The organism is Paucilactobacillus salsurae, assembly GCF_054784995.1.
This window is the reverse complement of sequence record NZ_BAAHWX010000007.1, coordinates 1-17,486: the sequence shown is the minus strand read 5'-3', so window position 1 is coordinate 17,486 and position 17,486 is coordinate 1. Positions and strand designations below refer to the sequence as shown.

Annotated in this window: 14 protein-coding genes, 1 tRNA gene, 2 rRNA genes and 1 other annotated feature; of the genes, 1 reads left to right on the top strand and 16 read right to left on the bottom strand. The window is 38.7% G+C overall.

The window, feature by feature from the left end:
• Window positions 1-16 precede the first annotated feature (16 nt).
• From ACYVQZ_RS06990 to trpS, 7 genes are all read right to left on the bottom strand, one after another.
• Window positions 17-874, bottom strand: coding sequence for a DUF72 domain-containing protein (locus ACYVQZ_RS06990; protein WP_461240690.1), 858 nt, complete (start codon window positions 872-874; stop codon window positions 17-19).
• Window positions 875-886: 12 nt separating this feature from the next.
• Window positions 887-1,210, bottom strand: a complete 324-nt coding sequence (locus ACYVQZ_RS06985; RefSeq protein WP_461240689.1) for a hypothetical protein — start codon at window positions 1,208-1,210, stop codon at window positions 887-889.
• 54 nt (window positions 1,211-1,264) lie between these two features.
• On the bottom strand, window positions 1,265-1,963 hold the full coding sequence (locus tag ACYVQZ_RS06980) for an NAD-dependent protein deacylase (protein WP_461240688.1): 699 nt from the start codon (window positions 1,961-1,963) through the stop codon (window positions 1,265-1,267).
• A gap of 5 nt (window positions 1,964-1,968) precedes the next feature.
• Entirely contained in the window at window positions 1,969-2,925 is a 957-nt protein-coding gene (locus tag ACYVQZ_RS06975; RefSeq protein WP_461240687.1) for an IpaB/EvcA family protein, read from the bottom strand.
• Window positions 2,912-4,180 carry a hydroxymethylglutaryl-CoA reductase, degradative gene (locus ACYVQZ_RS06970; RefSeq protein ID WP_461240686.1) on the bottom strand — a complete coding sequence of 423 codons (1,269 nt, stop codon included), beginning with the start codon at window positions 4,178-4,180 and terminating at the stop codon, window positions 2,912-2,914. Before ACYVQZ_RS06970 ends, ACYVQZ_RS06975 begins: the two co-directional genes overlap by 14 nt.
• 13 nt (window positions 4,181-4,193) lie before the next feature.
• A complete protein-coding gene (locus tag ACYVQZ_RS06965) occupies window positions 4,194-5,123 on the bottom strand; it encodes a Ppx/GppA phosphatase family protein (protein ID WP_461240685.1) in 930 nt (309 codons plus the stop codon).
• 134 nt (window positions 5,124-5,257) lie between these two features.
• A complete protein-coding gene (gene trpS, locus ACYVQZ_RS06960) occupies window positions 5,258-6,274 on the bottom strand; it encodes a tryptophan--tRNA ligase (protein ID WP_461240684.1) in 1,017 nt (338 codons plus the stop codon).
• Between the two features lie 320 nt (window positions 6,275-6,594).
• Here trpS and helD point away from each other — a divergent pair, with 320 nt between their 5' ends.
• Entirely contained in the window at window positions 6,595-8,898 is a 2,304-nt protein-coding gene (gene helD / locus ACYVQZ_RS06955; protein ID WP_461240736.1) for an RNA polymerase recycling motor HelD, read from the top strand.
• A gap of 70 nt (window positions 8,899-8,968) precedes the next feature.
• Here the strand turns inward: helD and ACYVQZ_RS06950 are convergent, their stop codons facing one another.
• From ACYVQZ_RS06950 to ACYVQZ_RS06910, 9 genes are all read right to left on the bottom strand, one after another.
• The gene (locus ACYVQZ_RS06950) at window positions 8,969-10,177 is read right to left on the bottom strand and encodes a cation:proton antiporter (protein ID WP_461240683.1); all 1,209 of its coding nucleotides are present in this window, start codon (window positions 10,175-10,177) and stop codon (window positions 8,969-8,971) included.
• A 136-nt stretch (window positions 10,178-10,313) separates the two neighbouring features.
• On the bottom strand, window positions 10,314-11,684 hold the full coding sequence (brnQ, locus tag ACYVQZ_RS06945; RefSeq protein WP_461240682.1) for a branched-chain amino acid transport system II carrier protein: 1,371 nt from the start codon (window positions 11,682-11,684) through the stop codon (window positions 10,314-10,316).
• A gap of 159 nt (window positions 11,685-11,843) precedes the next feature.
• Window positions 11,844-12,081, bottom strand: a binding site (T-box leader).
• Between the two features lie 140 nt (window positions 12,082-12,221).
• Window positions 12,222-12,482, bottom strand: a complete 261-nt coding sequence (locus tag ACYVQZ_RS06940; protein ID WP_461240681.1) for a hypothetical protein — start codon at window positions 12,480-12,482, stop codon at window positions 12,222-12,224.
• Between the two features lie 435 nt (window positions 12,483-12,917).
• Window positions 12,918-14,258, bottom strand: coding sequence for a dihydrolipoyl dehydrogenase family protein (locus ACYVQZ_RS06935; RefSeq protein WP_461240680.1), 1,341 nt, complete (start codon window positions 14,256-14,258; stop codon window positions 12,918-12,920).
• Window positions 14,259-14,323: 65 nt separating this feature from the next.
• Window positions 14,324-15,289 (bottom strand): ABC transporter ATP-binding protein, encoded by a 966-nt coding sequence (locus ACYVQZ_RS06930; RefSeq protein WP_461240679.1) that lies wholly within the window; start codon window positions 15,287-15,289, stop codon window positions 14,324-14,326.
• The gene (locus tag ACYVQZ_RS06925) at window positions 15,289-16,824 is read right to left on the bottom strand and encodes an ABC transporter permease/substrate-binding protein (RefSeq protein ID WP_461240678.1); all 1,536 of its coding nucleotides are present in this window, start codon (window positions 16,822-16,824) and stop codon (window positions 15,289-15,291) included. Before ACYVQZ_RS06925 ends, ACYVQZ_RS06930 begins: the two co-directional genes overlap by 1 nt.
• Before the next feature lie 48 nt (window positions 16,825-16,872).
• Window positions 16,873-16,946 (bottom strand) — tRNA-Thr (locus ACYVQZ_RS06920).
• Between the two features lie 169 nt (window positions 16,947-17,115).
• Window positions 17,116-17,232: ribosomal RNA gene (gene rrf, locus ACYVQZ_RS06915) — 5S ribosomal RNA — on the bottom strand.
• Window positions 17,233-17,383: 151 nt separating this feature from the next.
• A 23S ribosomal RNA gene (locus ACYVQZ_RS06910) occupies window positions 17,384-17,486 on the bottom strand; the annotation flags it as partial.

Genomic DNA, 17,486 nt, shown 5'->3' with positions numbered 1-17,486 from the left:
TTGCTCATCATTATTTTTAAAATAGATCTAACTGTTCTGGCGGCAAATCATTTAACCCCGTAAAGGTTAGTCCCAATAAATCTTTGAATTGCAAAGCATTATCAGCCGCGTCTTTACCGGCATTATTGTTAAAAACAACAACGACTTCATCAACCTTACTACTAATTTGTTCAATCGCGTTTTTAAACTGATTTAATTCGGACGGATTATAACGGTACTTGGTTCTGGTCGTCCGCCAGTTTCGACCTGGATGTGCCCAGGCAACCGTATTTTGGCCGTGTAACCGTAACATGACTAGTTTGGGGTTCGTCACTTGAATATCAAATGGTACCGAGGTGCTGGTTTGATCAGGTTCGTCTGCCGCAACCAAAGTCATGTTTAATTCCTGTAAAAAAGCGATGACCTGCGAATAAATGGCCGGATCATACCAGGTCTGATTGCGAAATTCGACAGCAATTGGCAGTGTGGGTAGTAATTGCCGCACGTGCCGCAAATACTCAATATTTTCTAGAATGGCATTAAAAAATGGGGGGAATTGAAACAAAACGGTTTTTAACTGCTGCCTAGCAATCATTGGTCGAACCGCCTGCTGAAAGTCGTTAAATACTGCATCGCGTTGTGTTTCGGTAATCGGGGCTTGTTCAGGTTCCCGTGGATGCTTAGTCATATCTCGATTAGCTTTTAAAATAAATTGAAACTCAGATGGTACCTGACTCAGCCAACTACGAACAGTCTTTTTGGTTGGAATACCATAAAAAGTGTTGTCAATTTCAACCAACGGAAAAAAAGCGGCGTATTCAGTTAACTGAACCGGCCGCTTTTCTTTAATTAAACTGGGATGTTCCTTCCAAGTTGTTAATCCAATCGTAATCAAACTTGCTTGCCCCTAAAATCTTTTTAAAATTTGCACGAGTCGTAACTCTTGATCACTTAATTGACCAGTTAACGCCGCAGTTAATCGTAATCCTTCTCGACGATAATTCCTGCGGATAAAAGCAAAACTAAGATCAACCAAACTAATCAAGAAGACAACAATCATCGCATTGTCTTGTGTAAACGTAACATTAAATAATTCGACTGTGGTACCACTGGATAGGATTCGAATCACACCATAAATCATCGCGAAATCAGAGAAAATTTGCACAAACCGGAGGCGTTGCATTGTTCGAACTGTTTGCATCAATTCATTAACTATTTCTTCACGGGTCATGGCTACCACCTCTTAGCTCAATTATAGTTGATTTAGAGCTTAAATGGTACTATTTTAGACCGTTAATTCTGTGAAAAATTGGCTCGCATCTTCTTGAATCATTTCAAATTTGACTGGTAGATCCAATCGCTGCTCATTGACTGCTAACACTGGGGCTTGTGAGTTACGATAATTCAATAACCCTGCAAATGGGTAGACACGCATGGATGTGCCGACGATAACCACCAAATCAGCATGTTGCATATAGTCAATGGACCGTGAAATTGAATCTTGGGCAATACCCTCGTCATACAATACGACGTCAGGTCGCAAAGCACCACCACAATTTTCGTGAATGCGACTCTTCAAATAATCATGCCAATCAACATTTTGATGGCACTTCGTACAGTAGACATTGAACAGATTACCATGAAAATCAACTAAATGCTGCGTCCCCGCAAATTCATACAAATTATCAATGTTTTGGGTAATGACAGCCGCACGATTTTGTTGCGTTAATGCTGCTTGGCGCTCGTGAATAACGTTGGGTTTGGCATCTGGAAAATAGAGGTTCTCTTTACAAAATGAATAGAAGCCATCTGGATCAGAGGCAAAATAAGCATGACTCAAATAGTATTCCGCATTTTTATTTTTGGTGTACAACCCGTTAGCTGAGCGAAAATCTGGAATGCCAGAGGCTGTAGATACACCAGCACCAGTTAAAAACACGATATGTTTTGCTTGATCAAATTGCGTTTGAATTTCAGGATTCAAGTTAATCACTTCCTAATGATGTATGGCATTTCCAAGTCTTCAAATAATTCTTGCACTGTTTTAGTATAATATTTCTTGAAAAATGCTGCGGTGTCGTCAGTTTCTGGGGCAATCACAAAACTATTTTGTTGATCGGTTTTATTTAAGCCTATATATGCTTGTTTTTTGTTTTGCTTATCAATCATGTCTGAATGGAAAATTTCAAAAAGTTGACGAACTTCCAAGCGTAATTGACGTTCGCTTAACACACTTGATAACGTCACAAATTCGTTATTATGTAATGCTGGGAGGCCCCATTTTGCAAGTTGCGTATCAAATTGTTTGTATAACTTAACAATCGCTCTACGCATCGCAAATGGTGAATCAATTTCCTTGGCAGTTAACTGTTGATATAAATCTTTAGCAGCTTCATAGGCCACTGGATAATTATCGATCAAATCCGATTCATATTGATCAATATGATCGCCATAAAATACCAAGGCATCTAGCAATGTAATTAGCCGCAACGTTCGTTCATTATCTTTTTGCCCAGTTTCTCTAGTAAGCGTTTCTAGAATACCCTTTAAATAAAGTTGCTCAATTTGATCATCAATTAGCTCATGCGAACGTTGTTCTTTAACGACTACTAAGTGCATTGCGATATCGTAAAGATCGGTTGACATAATCATCAACTGTTCATCTAATTGAGGATCATTTGCAAATGACACTTGAAAAAATATCTGAGGAAAACCTTGTAAGAGCATTAGTAAATGAAGTAATTCATGTGATGCTGTGTAATCTGGTGCTGTGATATCTGTAATCGTAATCTGCAAGCCATCAGCAAGTGCTTCTTGCTGGGCTTGATCATGGCGAATAAACCCGGCTTTTTGATCACCAAAACGCACAATCACTGGACCCGGATATAATTTTTGAACCTGATCTAATAGATTTTGGGTTGTTGAATTTAATTTAACTTCTGTCATGTTGTTCTCCTCTAATTTGTGTAATCACCTTTGCGACCAGCTGACGATCAACTTTGTTAGCCGATACTAACTTGCACATAATTTGTGGTAATTCAGCGGTTGTCGCTCCCAATGCAAGGGCCCATGATTTATATTGTAGTTTCATGTGCCCTGCTTGAATACCTTTTGTTGCGAGGGCTTTGAGAGCTGCTAGGTTTTGCGCTAATCCTAAACTAGTAATGACTTGGGCAAGTTCGGCAGCATCTGCCACATTACTAATTTGCCGATTGATTTTTACCATGGGTAATACATCCATACTACCACCCACCACGCCAATTGGCATGGGGACAGTAATCTGGCCTTTCAATTGATCCGCTTCAACCCACCAACGACTGACTCCGCGGTAATGTCCATCGGTGGCTGCGTAACTGTGTACGGCTGCTTCCACAGCCCGCCAATCATTTCCTAAAGCAAGCACTGCCGCATCAATACCATTCATAATCCCCTTATTATGGGTTGCAGCACGGTACGCATCGAGTTGCGCCAATTGACTTAGTTCCGCAATTTTAGCGGCTACCTGTTCTCCAGTCATTTGCTTGGTTGCCAATTGCTTGACTGTAATCTGACAAGAACTAGTTTGCAACCGTTGATCATCTAAATTGGATAAAATGGCTGTTAACACGCTCTGTCCTTGCTCTTCTAACCACTGTTTAACAGCTTCACACATCGTGTTCACACTGTTAGCACCCATTGATTCACCAACATCAATCAGCAAATCAAGCGAGATAAATTGGTCATCAATCAACCGGATGTTAACCTGTTTGACACCACCACCGCGCTTCACTAATGATGGTCGAGCCTGATTAGCAACAGCAGTAATCGTCGCTGTTTGCCTTTGGAGCCAAGTTTTAATCTGGTCTAAATGGCTTTGATCGTCTAAAATCACTTGTCCAGTGGCTAATCGTGGTTGTTTTGATGCAGTAAAACCACCACTTTGGGCCACAATTTTGGCGCCGTTACTTGCCGCTGCAATCACGGATGGCTCTTCAATCGCCATTGGCACCACGTATTGCTGATGGTTAACGGTTAAATTAACGCTTAGGCCTTGTGCTAACGGATAACTAGTCAGGTAATTTTCGATCATATTGGTTTGCGTTGGTTCATTGTGTTGGGTAATAAAATCTTGTTGTTGATCGGACAACTTAAAAAAAGAAGCAATTTGCTTTTGCCGATCTGCTTGATTTAAACGATAAAATCCAGCTTGCCAATCAGTCATTCAATTGCCTCCTTTATTTAGATTGATTCCGTCGTTGAATATATTCGGCAATAATACCTTCACGAACGCCACTTTCAGAAAAAATCACCCGTCCATCTGTAGTCCGTTGCAAAATCGATACTAGCGGCAACATACCACCAATAATAATGTCTGCCCGTTCTGGTTCCAAACCAGACATTTTTTTGCGCTGGTTTAAATTACGGCTGAGTAGCTCTCTAAACGTCGCATACACGGCACGTGATGATAAATGGTAGCCGTGAATGCTTCCGCGTTTTTGATGGCGAAAATTGCGGCTCATTCGGGCGAGGGTTCGATTTGCTCCGCCAAGCAAGACAACAGGCATATGGGTGGTGTATTTCATCCATGGAATTTTTGTCAATCGCTCATTCATTGCCAATTGGGCCTTAAACAAATCAACCGATTTGACAAAGCCACCCAAATGATACTGTTCTGAAATAGTAACTGCTCCCACAGGGATACTAATTAAGTTGCGCGCTTTTTTATGTTGCACCAAAATTAATTCACAACTCGCGCCACCAGTATCTAAAATGAGACAGTGGTCGAGTTTCAGTGTCTGCATCACGCCTAAATAATCATAATAAGCTTCTTTCACACCTGACAAGACATTTAAATCAATTCCCACTTCCTGTTTAACCCGTTGCAGAAATTCACTCTGATTGCGTGCTTGGCGCACGGCAGCTGTTGTAATCGCCTTAATTTTTAGGTTGGGTAGCCCCACGTATAGTTTCTTGAATTTTTTTAAGGCAGCAATTGTGCGCGCCATCGCCACTTCTTGTAAAATCTTTTCTTTACCCATCCCTTCCGAGATGCGTGAATCTTCTTTGACGCGTTTGACTTCTTGATAACTACCGTCATCTTTGATTTGTGTAATCGCCATTCTTACGGAGTTGGAACCCAAATCAACAATTGCCAAGTTCTCCATTACTTCACCTCCGTTACGTTTAATTTTATTTTTATTTTAATTGTAAAAATACTCTTTTATATCATAACATTTTTTAGTCAATTTTTTGCATAAAAAAAGGATTGCGATTTGAACACAATCCTTGTTTCATCTTGTTAATCAAAATAGTTAAGACCCATGGCATGAGTTACTTCACTGAGCGTTTGTTCAGCCACTTCATTTGCCTTATTTGACCCATCCTTTAAGATCTGGTAGACGTAATCAATATTCTTTTCGTATTCTGCACGTCGATTTCTAATTGGTCCTAATACGTTTTCCAATACTTCATTGAGATAGCGTTTAATTTTAACGTCGCCTAAACCACCAGCTTGATACTGTTGTTTTAATTCATCTACCTTAGAGGTATCTTCATCAAAAATGTCAAGATAAGTAAAGACGGTGTTACCTTCAACATGTCCCGGATCACTCACTTTGATATGTTCAGGATCCGTATACATTGACATGACTTTCTTAGTCACTGTGTCAGCGTCATCGGATAAATAAATAGCGTTATTTAGTGACTTACTCATTTTGGCATTCCCGTCTAATCCAGGAATTCGACCTTCTCCTTTTGGTGGAAAATAGCCTTCTGGTTCAACCAAAATATCTTGTTGATAAATGCCATTAAATGAACGTACGATTTCTCTGGTTTGTTCAAGCATTGGTTCTTGATCATCCCCAACGGGCACAGTATCTGCTTTAAATGCAGTAATATCAGCAGCCTGACTAACGGGATATATAAAGAAACCGGCCGGTACACTTTCACCGAATTTCTTTTGCTTAATTTCAGACTTGACGGTTGGATTGCGATTCAGCCGTGAAACAGAAACCAGATTTAAGTAATGCATAGTTAATTCACTTAAAGCTGGAATTTGTGATTGTACTAAAATCGTTGATTTTTTGGGATCAATACCGACTGCCAAATAATCAAGTGCAACTTGTAATAGACTATCCCGAATTTTTTGTGGATCACGTGCATTATCGGTGAGCGCTTGTTGATCCGCAATCATAATATACGTATCATAGTTACCCGAGTTTTGTAAGTCAACGCGATTTTTTAATGACCCAACATAATGGCCAATATGTAGTTTTCCGGTTGGCCGATCTCCTGTTAAAATTACTTTTTTTGTCATATTATCTCCTCCAAAAAATAAAAAGCCCCATTGCAAATAATGCAATAGGACGACTTTGCGCGGTACCACCTAGCTTGTGACAATTTGTCACCACTTTACCCTTACGGCGGGTGACTCCATTAAACCATTTCGTATTTTGGAAATCCTTTCACCAATCGATTTCTCGCTGTACTCGTACTACTTCAAACACTAATAGTTTACCGAGCATTCGCCAAAAAGTAAAGACGTAGCATCAATTTACTTGTTATTAGCATGAGAACGTTTTACAATGGTATGATATTTTTCGAAGTTAGTATTTTTCGCTAGGAGGTCTTCTCTTGATAGATCCACAAGAAGAACAACAAGAACAACAACGTGTGACAGATGTTATTGCACAAATTGATGACCAAATTGAAACTGCAAGTCAAGTTGCAGACAAGGCCCATCATGAAACACGCGCTGTTGAAAAAAATTACGCGGATAATGCTTCCGTTAACTTATATGAAGTTGATGACGCCATGGAAACCAATGCCATGATTGAACAACAACGGCAGTTGGTGGCTCGAGCTGTTGAAAGTGAAACCATTTTAAAGCGCCAATTGGAAACGTTAAAAGCTCAAAAACAAGCACCTTATTTTGGTCGTATTGATATTCAAGACAATCAAAGCGAGCCGAGTGAACCGCTGTACATTGGCATTGCTTCATTAATGAATAAGACTAAAGATGACTTTCTCGTCTATGATTGGCGCGCACCAGTGTCTGGTATCTATTACAATGGTACTTTGGGACAAGTGTCATATGACAGTCCTGCTGGCAAGCAAACAACCAACCTGGTTAAAAAACGGCAATTCACCATTGAAGATGGTCAAATCGTAAACGTTTTTGACACCAACGAAACTGTCGGTGATGAAATGTTGCAAACTGCATTAGGTCAACAAAATGACCAGTATATGCAAAACATCGTCACCACGATCCAAAAAGAACAAAATGATATTATTCGCAATACTTCAAGTGATTTATTGTTAGTACAAGGGGTGGCTGGTAGTGGTAAAACATCCGCCATTTTACAACGAATTGCTTATTTACTCTATCATAGTCGGGCATCACTCAATGCTGATCAAATTGTGTTATTTTCACCCAATCGGTTATTTAGCCACTATATTTCAGAAGTGCTCCCTAGTTTAGGTGAACGTAATATGCGGCAGGTCACTTTGGCTGAATTTCTCGAACGCCGCTTTGAAGGGTTAACGGTTCAAACCTTATTTGAACGCTACGAAGACCAGCAGCAAAATAAGGACAACAATCTTGCTGTACAAAACTTTTTGGAAAGCCAACTAGCGATGACCGAGGTTGATCGTTACGTCCGCACGCTTGGTGCTGATGAAATTAAGTTTAATAATATCCTATTTAATGGATCAGTCATCTTCAGTGCTCAATTGATTCAACAAATTTTTGATAACTTACCACTGAAAATGCATATTGCCGACAAAATTCTCGCCACTAAAAATGCTTTAATTAAACTGTTAAAGCACCAAATTGACGAACAGACCAAAGAAAAATGGGTGGCTGATGAAGTTGATCAACTCAGTAATGAACAATTCAATGATTTATTGATGGATCATGCTGCGGATTCTTTTCAAACAGAAGACGAAATGTTTGCTTTCGTTGCCCAACAAATTGCTAAAAGTCGGCTGCGCGTCGTTTACGATGCCATTTATAATAACTACTTTATTGATTTCTATCGACAATATGATGCCTTTTTATCATCTTTTGTGCCCGAAAATGTGTCTGAGTCTGATTGGCAAGCCACGCGCGATGGTTTTAATCATCAGATTGAATTTCACCAAATTGATCTAATGCATTGTGCGCCATTACTGTACATGCGTGATCTAATTACTGGTTCTGGTCAAAATCGCGCTTTAGAATATGTCTTTATCGATGAAATGCAAGATTATTCAATGGCTACCTTAATTTATTTGAAACACGTTTTTGTCAAAGCTAAATTTACTATTTTAGGTGATAGTGAACAGTCATTGTTTAATCCAATGCAACTACCGCAAGTATTGATGGCATCCCTGAAAGAAAATTTGAATTTTAAAAAATCAACTTTAATTTCGCTAAACAGAAGTTATCGATCAACTGCTGAAATTACTAACTTTGCTAAATCATTATTACCAGATGGTGATGAAATTTCAGCATTCAATCGTCATGGTGAACGACCTAATCTGGTAATTCGTTATACACCTGAAGAATTTCAGGATACATTCCAAGGCATTGTTGAAGAACAGACTAAAAAATATAAAACGGTTGCCATTCTGACAAAAAATGCCAAGCAAGCATTTTCAGCGAAACATCGCTTGCGTCATTTTAAAAATGAACCGGTGACACTTTTAAAAGACGCTGACCGTGTTTTACCGGCAGGTGTGATTATCTTACCTATCTATTTGGCGAAAGGATTAGAATTTGATTCTGTGATTGCTTATGATGTCTCAGAAGACAACTATCACCGGGATACTGCAGCTGGCATCTTGTATACCATTGCTTCGCGGGCCATGCATGAATTAACTTTACTCAGTATGGGCCCAGCTAGTCCCCTGTTAATTCAAAATGAAGAACCACTTATTGAAATTAATCATCAACTATAAAAAACGATGACTATGAATACATTTCATAGTCATCGCTTTTTTACATGGAATAAATCTTGGAGGAGTGAATTTATGCCATTTGGGTTTGTTTGCGGGCCTTGGTTCTAGTGGCCCGCTGAGTTTGATAATGTTTGATTGAATGTTTCAGCAAGAACGGTGCAATCATAGTGGCTAAAATAATGACTAGAATGATATCAGAATAGTATGTCCCTGAAAGTAAATGGGCATTAAACCCAATTTGAGCTGTAATTAACGCCATTTCACCTCTAGAAATCATCCCCGCCCCAACAATATAGTCACTATTAAGACTAAAGCCATTAATCGCAGCGCCAAGGCCACAACCAATCAGCTTAGTCACACAAGCCAAAATCGTCATGACAGTTACAAATAATAACGATTGGCCTAAATGAGCAAACGTCATATTCAAGCCAACACTGACGAAAAACAAAGGAATAAAGATCGCATATCCTAATGGTTCAACACTTTGGTCAACAATTTCTCGTTGATTGGTATGTGCAATGGCAATGCCAGCAAAGAATGCGCCAACAGCGCCACTCAGACCAACAAAATCTGCAGCTGCTGCCATGCTCATGCAGATTACCATTGACATAACCGTGGGTGCCGCCACTGTCAGTAGTTTTTGACTGAGTTTCATTAAGTAAGGTGCCAGCCATTTAACAAAGGCATACACCCCACCAAAAAAGAGGATTTGTTCAATAAAAATCAGCAGTAAATTAGTGGAAGTTGTCGTGCCGGTGCTGATGCCGGCATTTCTCATCACACTAATCATGATACTGAGTAAAATAACACCAATAATGTCATCTGCTACTGCGGCGCCAAGAATCGTGGCACCTTCTTTAGTGTTTAAAAAGTGAAATTCTTTTAACACGGCCACTGAAATACTAACTGAGGTGGCCGAAAAGATAACACCAATAAATAGGGATTCCATCATCGTAAAATGAAACAAATAGCTGGTTGCTCCCATGATGACCACTGGAAATATAACGCCGATAATGGCCACGATAATTGCCGGTTTCAGGTATTTTCTCAACAAGCCTAAATCACTTTCCAAGCCACCAATGAACATTAATAAAATGACACCGATGTTTTGAAATTCATTCATCATTTGCGTTAAATGAATCCAATTTAAAATTGCTGGGCCCACTAAAATACCAACCATAATTTCACCAATCACGCCAGGAATTCCAATGCGGTGGCACAAATGTGCGACCATTTGGGTGGCTAGCAAGAGACCAGCTAAAATAGCAATAAACGTCATGGAAACAACTCCTTTCTACTTTAATAAATACGGTAAACCTAATCTATGTTTTTTTATGTGTTAAATCTTTGAATTGTACTTCATCTATGTGTTTATGTGTGAATTACTATGTGTGCTCTAATCTATGTGTGTAATGTTAGCTTTCTTGAGCAATTGAATTTTTTGAAGTCATTGTTTCAATTCCATAAATTGCCAAACCAAGAATTAAGCCAATCGTTGCTGGAATAACCCAATCCATTCCAAAGCCTGCAAATGGTAAAATCTTGTCAAAGCTTAAAATCGATTTGGCCCAGCCACTGGCTGAAATAATTTTTGGTGCTGAAGCAATCGCGTCAATAATCGCTGGAATAATTGTGAAAATCGTTGTCATAATGTAAACAATTCTAGCGCGTTTAAATAATGGTGACAAGATTGATAAAGCAATTAAAGTAATTGCAAGTGGATATAAGAACATGAGCATTGGCGTTGACCATGCAATAATTTGATCTAAGCCAATGTTTGCGAACAAGAATGAAAAGAGACATGTCATTGCATTCCATGTGGAATATTTAATCTTAGGGAATTTAGTGTGCATTGCTTCTGAAAATGAAGTTGAAAGTCCAATGGAAGTCGTTAAGCAGGTCAATGTTGCCATGATGGCTAAAATGATTTGACCAGGAAGTCCCATAAAGTGTGAAGCAATTTGACTAAAACCAATACCGCCATCAGCTGAGATTTTGAAGAATTCAAGGCTGGTTGCCCCGATCCAAATCAGAATCATATAAATCAAAGCTTCTAGGGAAATACTCATTAAACTTGATTTAGCGGCAATCTTAGCAATATCACCAGGCTTTTTAGCCCCTAAACTACGAATTGTGGTAACAACCGCAATTCCAAAGAGCAAACCGGCAATTGCGTCCATCGTGTTGTAGCCTTGCAAAAAGCCGTTTAGAAAAGCACCATGTTGATAGATCGTGGTTGCTGGTTGACTCGTTGCAGCACCCATTGGGCGGGTAAACGCAAAGCCGAAAATGATGGCCAATAAAATCAAGAACGCTGGATTTAATAACTTACCGATTGAGTCGATAATACCTGTAGGTTTTCTTGAACCCCAAAAGGTAATGCCAAAGAAAATTAATGAGTAAATAAACAAAGCAATTGGCATCTGTGCGCTGGTTAAGTGTGATCCAAAGGCAATTTGAAATGGTGTGGTTGCCGTTCTTGGTGTTGCAAATAATGGTCCAAGTGTGAAGCAAGTAAGGATCATGAAGAACGTAGCATATTTTTCACCGATTGGTTTAGCCAAATCATAAATGCCGTTTGATCGTGTAATACTAATCGAAATAATTGCTAAGAGTGGCAAAATGGTTCCTGTAATTAAGAATCCGATTCCGGCACTAAACCAGTGACTACCAGCCAACTGACCTAAGTGAATCGGAAAAATTAAGTTTCCAGCGCCAAAAAACATTCCAAATAACATTGATGCAATAAAGATATAGTGTTTAAAAGTTAAGTTTGTTTTGTCCATAAGTGTGACTTCCTTCCGTAATCCAAAGTTACTGACTACTCGAAAGCACTGACGTATACAAGCCCACCGTTACTACACGCATTTCTCATATTCATTGATGTCCCTTCTTTCTACGTCATTTTCATTAAAAATAAAAACGCCCCTATTAGACGATTGTCTAATAAGGACGTTTGCACGTGTTACCACCTCATTTTGTATATCTCTCACGAAATATACCTCACCAGGTACGGCAATTATCTTGCGATACCCTGGCACTATAATGGGTGCACCCATCGAATACTCTTGTTCGTACTCGATTCTCAGAGACTACTTTCGAACCATTCATGCTCCTCATTCCCACCAAACTAGAGGTCTCTTAAGTCACCAATGATTGTACTCTTCTCTTCAACGTTTCTAATGTATTTTTAATGTTGTAAATAAGATACAACCAACCATTCAGATTGTCAACACTTTTTTCTCATTTAATTTTAATTAAATAAAAAAAAACGATTTTGTTAGGTTGTCAAAATCGCTTTATATCATGGTTTCAATGTGTCATTAATTTACTTCAATAACTTGCTGTGGACTGTGATTAATTGTTTTGATGGATTGGCTTTCACCCGTTGTATCTGTTTTCTCCATTTTGGCAACGTCTTGAGCGTTACTTTTGTGCTTGTCAACCACGCGAATCGTCTTTGCGTGGTTCATTTCCACACTAGATTGCGAACTTTTATCAATCATTGTCATGCCAATCAAAAATGAAAACAGAATCAAAAATCCTATCCATAATTTGGGAGTGTTTTTCATTATTTGTTTCATTTTCGATCACGGCCTTTCTTTCTTCTTATCGTTTATATTAATTATATTATCGCAAATTACTTTACTTGGCAAATTAAGGTGTTATGCTATATCATATACATTTTTTCTTTATTTGTATTTTAAATGATACTAATTACATAATTCAAAACGTAAAAGTATAATTTAAAACAATTATTTTATACGTCTTATTATGATTAATATTCTATTATTCTTATGATATTTTTGTTAACGTTTTGCTTATCAGAATTAAGCTTCTAAAAAGGCCATTATTTAGATGTTTACGGTCACTTGCATCAAACAAAATGGATCCTAATTTTGTTTTAACTTATCATGTGAAAAACAAAAAAATGATTTCAAGAATTAAACAAACTCTTGAAATCATTGATATGACAGTATTTTTAAATTAACTTGAAATTTTCTCAATAAATTTTTTGTCTAATACATATACTGAATGTCACTAGCCACACTTGGATAAGCAAAAATAGTTTGTTTAATATCGTCGAGCGTTTGCCGTTGATTGATTGCTTGTGTCAGGTAATTAATTAATTCATCGGCACTACTGCTGAGTATTTGAGCGCCAGCCATGGTTTTACTTTGTTTATCGATGACAACTTTGACTTTGGCAACTGGTTCACCGAGACGGAAATACGTAAACCACTGGCTAACATTTAAATCAACTACCTTACCATCATCACCAGTGATAATATCAGGGTCCAAACCAATTTTAGCTAATTTCGGTGTTGAATAAACAACTGTTGGCACAGTTGGATAACTAATTGGCCGATGTGTTTCATCACTGAGATAAGCCGCTAAATAGCGTCCCTCAAAGGTCGCAACTGGTGTCAACTTAGGTTCTTTACCAACGCGAGTTAAAACATCCCCCAGGGCGTAAATGTGTGGATTATCAGTTTTCAAAAACTGATTAACGCGAATTCCCTTTTTAAGGGCAATGACGCCGACTTGTTCCAATCCCAACGTATCAACATTGGGAACTCGTCCAGTGGTGGCAAAAACAGCATCGGTCATAATTGAAAAGTCCCCGTCGTTAGCGACTTCTAATTGTTGATCGTGTTTTAAAATCGTCGTAACATCAATATCTAAATCAAACTTAATCCCATTTTTCTTCATTTGATCCATCAAATCACGAACTAGATCTTGATCAAATTCTTTTAAAGGACGTTGATTATGATGAATGATGTGAACATCGGCTCCCGCGGCATTGGCAATCGTGGCCAATTCAAAGGCCACATACCCACCACCAATAAAGGTTACTGATTTTGGCATGTCGTCCATATCTAAGAACTGCGTACTCGTTTGTAAATATTGACTGCCACTAATAGCTGGAATGGTTGGTCGTTGACCAGTTGCAATAATGTAATCAGTACCGGCCACTACTTCATCATCCACTAGTAATGTTTCATCTGCTTGAAAATGCGCATGGCCATAAAAGGTTGCAATATCAGCATTTTCTAAACCGCTTTGAGTTCCAGTTGGGATTTTTTGCGTATATTGGCGTTTATGATCCATTAATTGATGCCAATCAACCGTCATTTGGCCATTGATACCATCATTTTTTAAGAAATCGACTCTTTCTTTAGCCTCAACAGCTGCATATAAAATCTTTTTTGGATCGCATCCACGATTGGGACAAGTTCCACCCCATAAGTTTTCTTCAACAATTGCGACACTTTTACCCTGCTGTTTTAATCCATAGGCTGCTGCAATGCCCCCAGGGCCAGCACCAATAATTACGACGTCAAACTTTTGTGTTGCCATGAATGTGCCCCCTTAAGAAATATGTTACTCATAGCTTACCATTAAAATTAATAATAACTAACCATTTAAGCTTTTTCGTGATCACTTAAATAATTAATAATTGCCGCTTGGTCTAAAAATCCTTTAGTTTGATCATCAGCGGTCACAATTTGTAATTCGGAATGTGTTTTCAGTTGATATAACCCGTCTCGCAGAGTGGCTTCAACGTCTAGCTTAACCGCATCAGTTGTTTGGGCTGTTTCATGATAATACCCTGCAACACCAATTCTACCGAGATACACATCATAAATATTCTTAGCTCGCGCAGCATCAAAAAAATCAGCTACAAATTGATTTTTCGGATGCTGGGCAATTTCGGTCGGCGTATCAACCTGAAGTAACTTACCTTCTTTCATAACGGCAATTCGATCACCCATTTTCAGTGCCTCACCCATATCGTGAGTCACAAATACAATGGTTGTTTTAAGTTTTTCATGCAGTTTTAACACTAAATCCTGCAGCGCCGTTCGCGAAATCGGATCTAACGCACTAAATGGTTCATCCATGAGTACAATCTCAGGGCTTGAAGCTATAGCGCGTAAAATTCCCACGCGTTGCTGTTCACCACCAGATAGTTCGTTTGGCATCGCCTTTTTATATTCTTTAGGATTGAGGCCAACTTCCTCTAACAACGCGTCAATCACATGGTCTATTTTTTCTTTCGGCATTTTTTTCATTTCCGGAATAACCGCTATATTTTGAGCAACCGTCATAGTTGGAAACAAGGCAATTTCTTGTAATACATAGCCCATATTCCATCGAATTTGTTTTAAATTATAATCTTCAATTGGTTGATCATGATAATAAATCTGACCCCCAGTTGGTTGCTCCAATCGGTTTATCATTTTAAGTGTTGTCGTTTTACCTGAACCGGAAACGCCCACCAAAACTAAAAGCTCACCTGCTTTAATTTGTAAATTAAAGTCATTAATAACCGTTTTATCATCAAAGTTTTTTTCAACATGATCAAATTTAAGTAACGTCTCTGCCATTAATGACCCTCCTTTGTTAATAAATGGTGTGTTTCTAGGTAATGATGTGCCACTGTTTTAGGTGACTTTTTCAAAACATTAACTTCATAGTTCATTTCTTGCATTTCACTATTGGTAATTTTGCCGCTCAATTTATTCAATGACTTAACGACTTGAGGATGAGCACGCGCAAATTTTTCACTCATTAGCGGGGCACCTTGGTAGGCAGGAAACATCTGTTTGTCATCTTTTAATAATACAAGATGGTATTGACGAATCTGACTGTCGGTTGAATAAGCATCAACCAAATTAACATTACCTTTTTTTAACGCCTCATAGCGCAAATCCGGCTGCATTGACTTGGCGCTAAATGTTAGACCGTATAACTTTTTCATTCCTTTAAGTCCGTCATCACGATCAATAAATTCAAGAGTCATCCCGGCACGTACTTTATTTTGAGCCGTTAATAAATCACTGATTGTGTGCAGATGATTTTCATCAGCAAACTGTTTGGTTGTTGCCAACGCGTAGGTATTATTATATTTCATTGGTTTCAAGTATTTCAGATGATACTGTTGAGCTAATTTTTGTTTAGCAAGTTGATAAGTTGCTGAACTCGAAAGATTTTTTCTCTGTTCTGCTGGCGTTTTAACCAAAGTTTCTAATACAGTTCCTGTAAATTCAGGGTAAATATCAACTTCATTATTTCTCAGTGCGTTAAATAGAAAACTGGTTTGACCAAAATCTGTTTTCAATGTGACCTGTGCTTTGGGATCATCTTGTTCAATCAGTTCCTCATACATATTGATTAAAACGTCGGGTTCGGATCCTAGTTTACCGGCAATCACAATTTGTTCGTTTTTCTGGTTCATTGTCGCATGCACGCCATAACCACCCATTGATAGTAAAACCACTGCCAAAGTCATTAATGAATATCGGATTTTAACGTGTTGCAGAAACTTAATGAATGAGCTTAATGCAATCGCTAAGATGGCAGACGCAATCGCTCCAATCAGCACTAATGCGTTATTATCGCGATTAATGCCAAGCAAAATAAATGAGCCCAGACCACCTGCACCAATTAATGCTGCAAGGGTAGCTGTTCCAATAATCAAAACTAACGCGGTATTAATTCCCGAAATAATAACGGGCATGGCAATTGGTAGTTCAACCTTAATTAACTTTCGCATTCGGGACATCCCAAATGCTTCCGCTGCCTCTTCAATAGAACTATCAATTTCATTAATTCCGATATAGGTATTTTGATAAATTGGAAGTAGCGCATATACTACTAATGCGATAATTGCAGGAACAGTACCAATTCCTACGAGTGGGATTAGTAATCCCAGTAATGCAAGTGATGGAATTGTCTGTAATACCCCGGCAACTTGTAATAAAAAAGCGGCAATTTTAGTATGTTTTTGGGCCCAAATTGCTAGTGGAATTGCAATGATCATTGCAATCAGTAATGAAGTAATCGAAATCCCTAAATGTTGAAGAAGGGCCTGAAATAAATCTGTCTTCTTTTGCAGTAATGTTGTAATCAACGTTTGCATTAGTTTTGTTCAGCTTTCTTGTCCTTTTTATTCTTGTAAAATTTTATAAGCCGTCTATCGGGCTTGAACCGACGACCTCTTCCTTACCATGGAAACGCTCTACCTGGCTGAGCTAAGACGGCAAAAAGTACTGTATGTATTAGTATAAATGACGTAATCAGTAAATGCAATTTTTCATCCACAAATGTAGATTTGAGTGTAAAAAAAATACAAATCGCGCAAACGATTTGTATTTTTAGAATCGCATGAATCTATGTTACGTTCACATAACTTAAGTCATACGCTCCAATTGCATGGCAACGTCCTACCCTCGCAGGGAGCGATCCCCCAACTACTCTCGGCGCTCAGAAGCTTAACTTCTGTGTTCGGCATGGGAACAGGTGTATCCTTCTCGCCATCGCCGCCACACTACGCACTCTGTGCTTCGTTGTCGATGGAACTACCACGAAAACCGTGAGTTCCAATCGCACTAGCACTATTCTATCATAGATAGTACGCTGAGAACTTGCGCTCTCAAAACTAAACAGTATCATCTTTTTTCTTAACCGGACACCACTTTGTGGTTAAGTCCTCGACCGATTAGTATTGGTCCGCTCCATGCATCACTGCACTTCCACTTCCAACCTATCTACCTCATCATCTCTGAGGGGTCTTACTCTTCC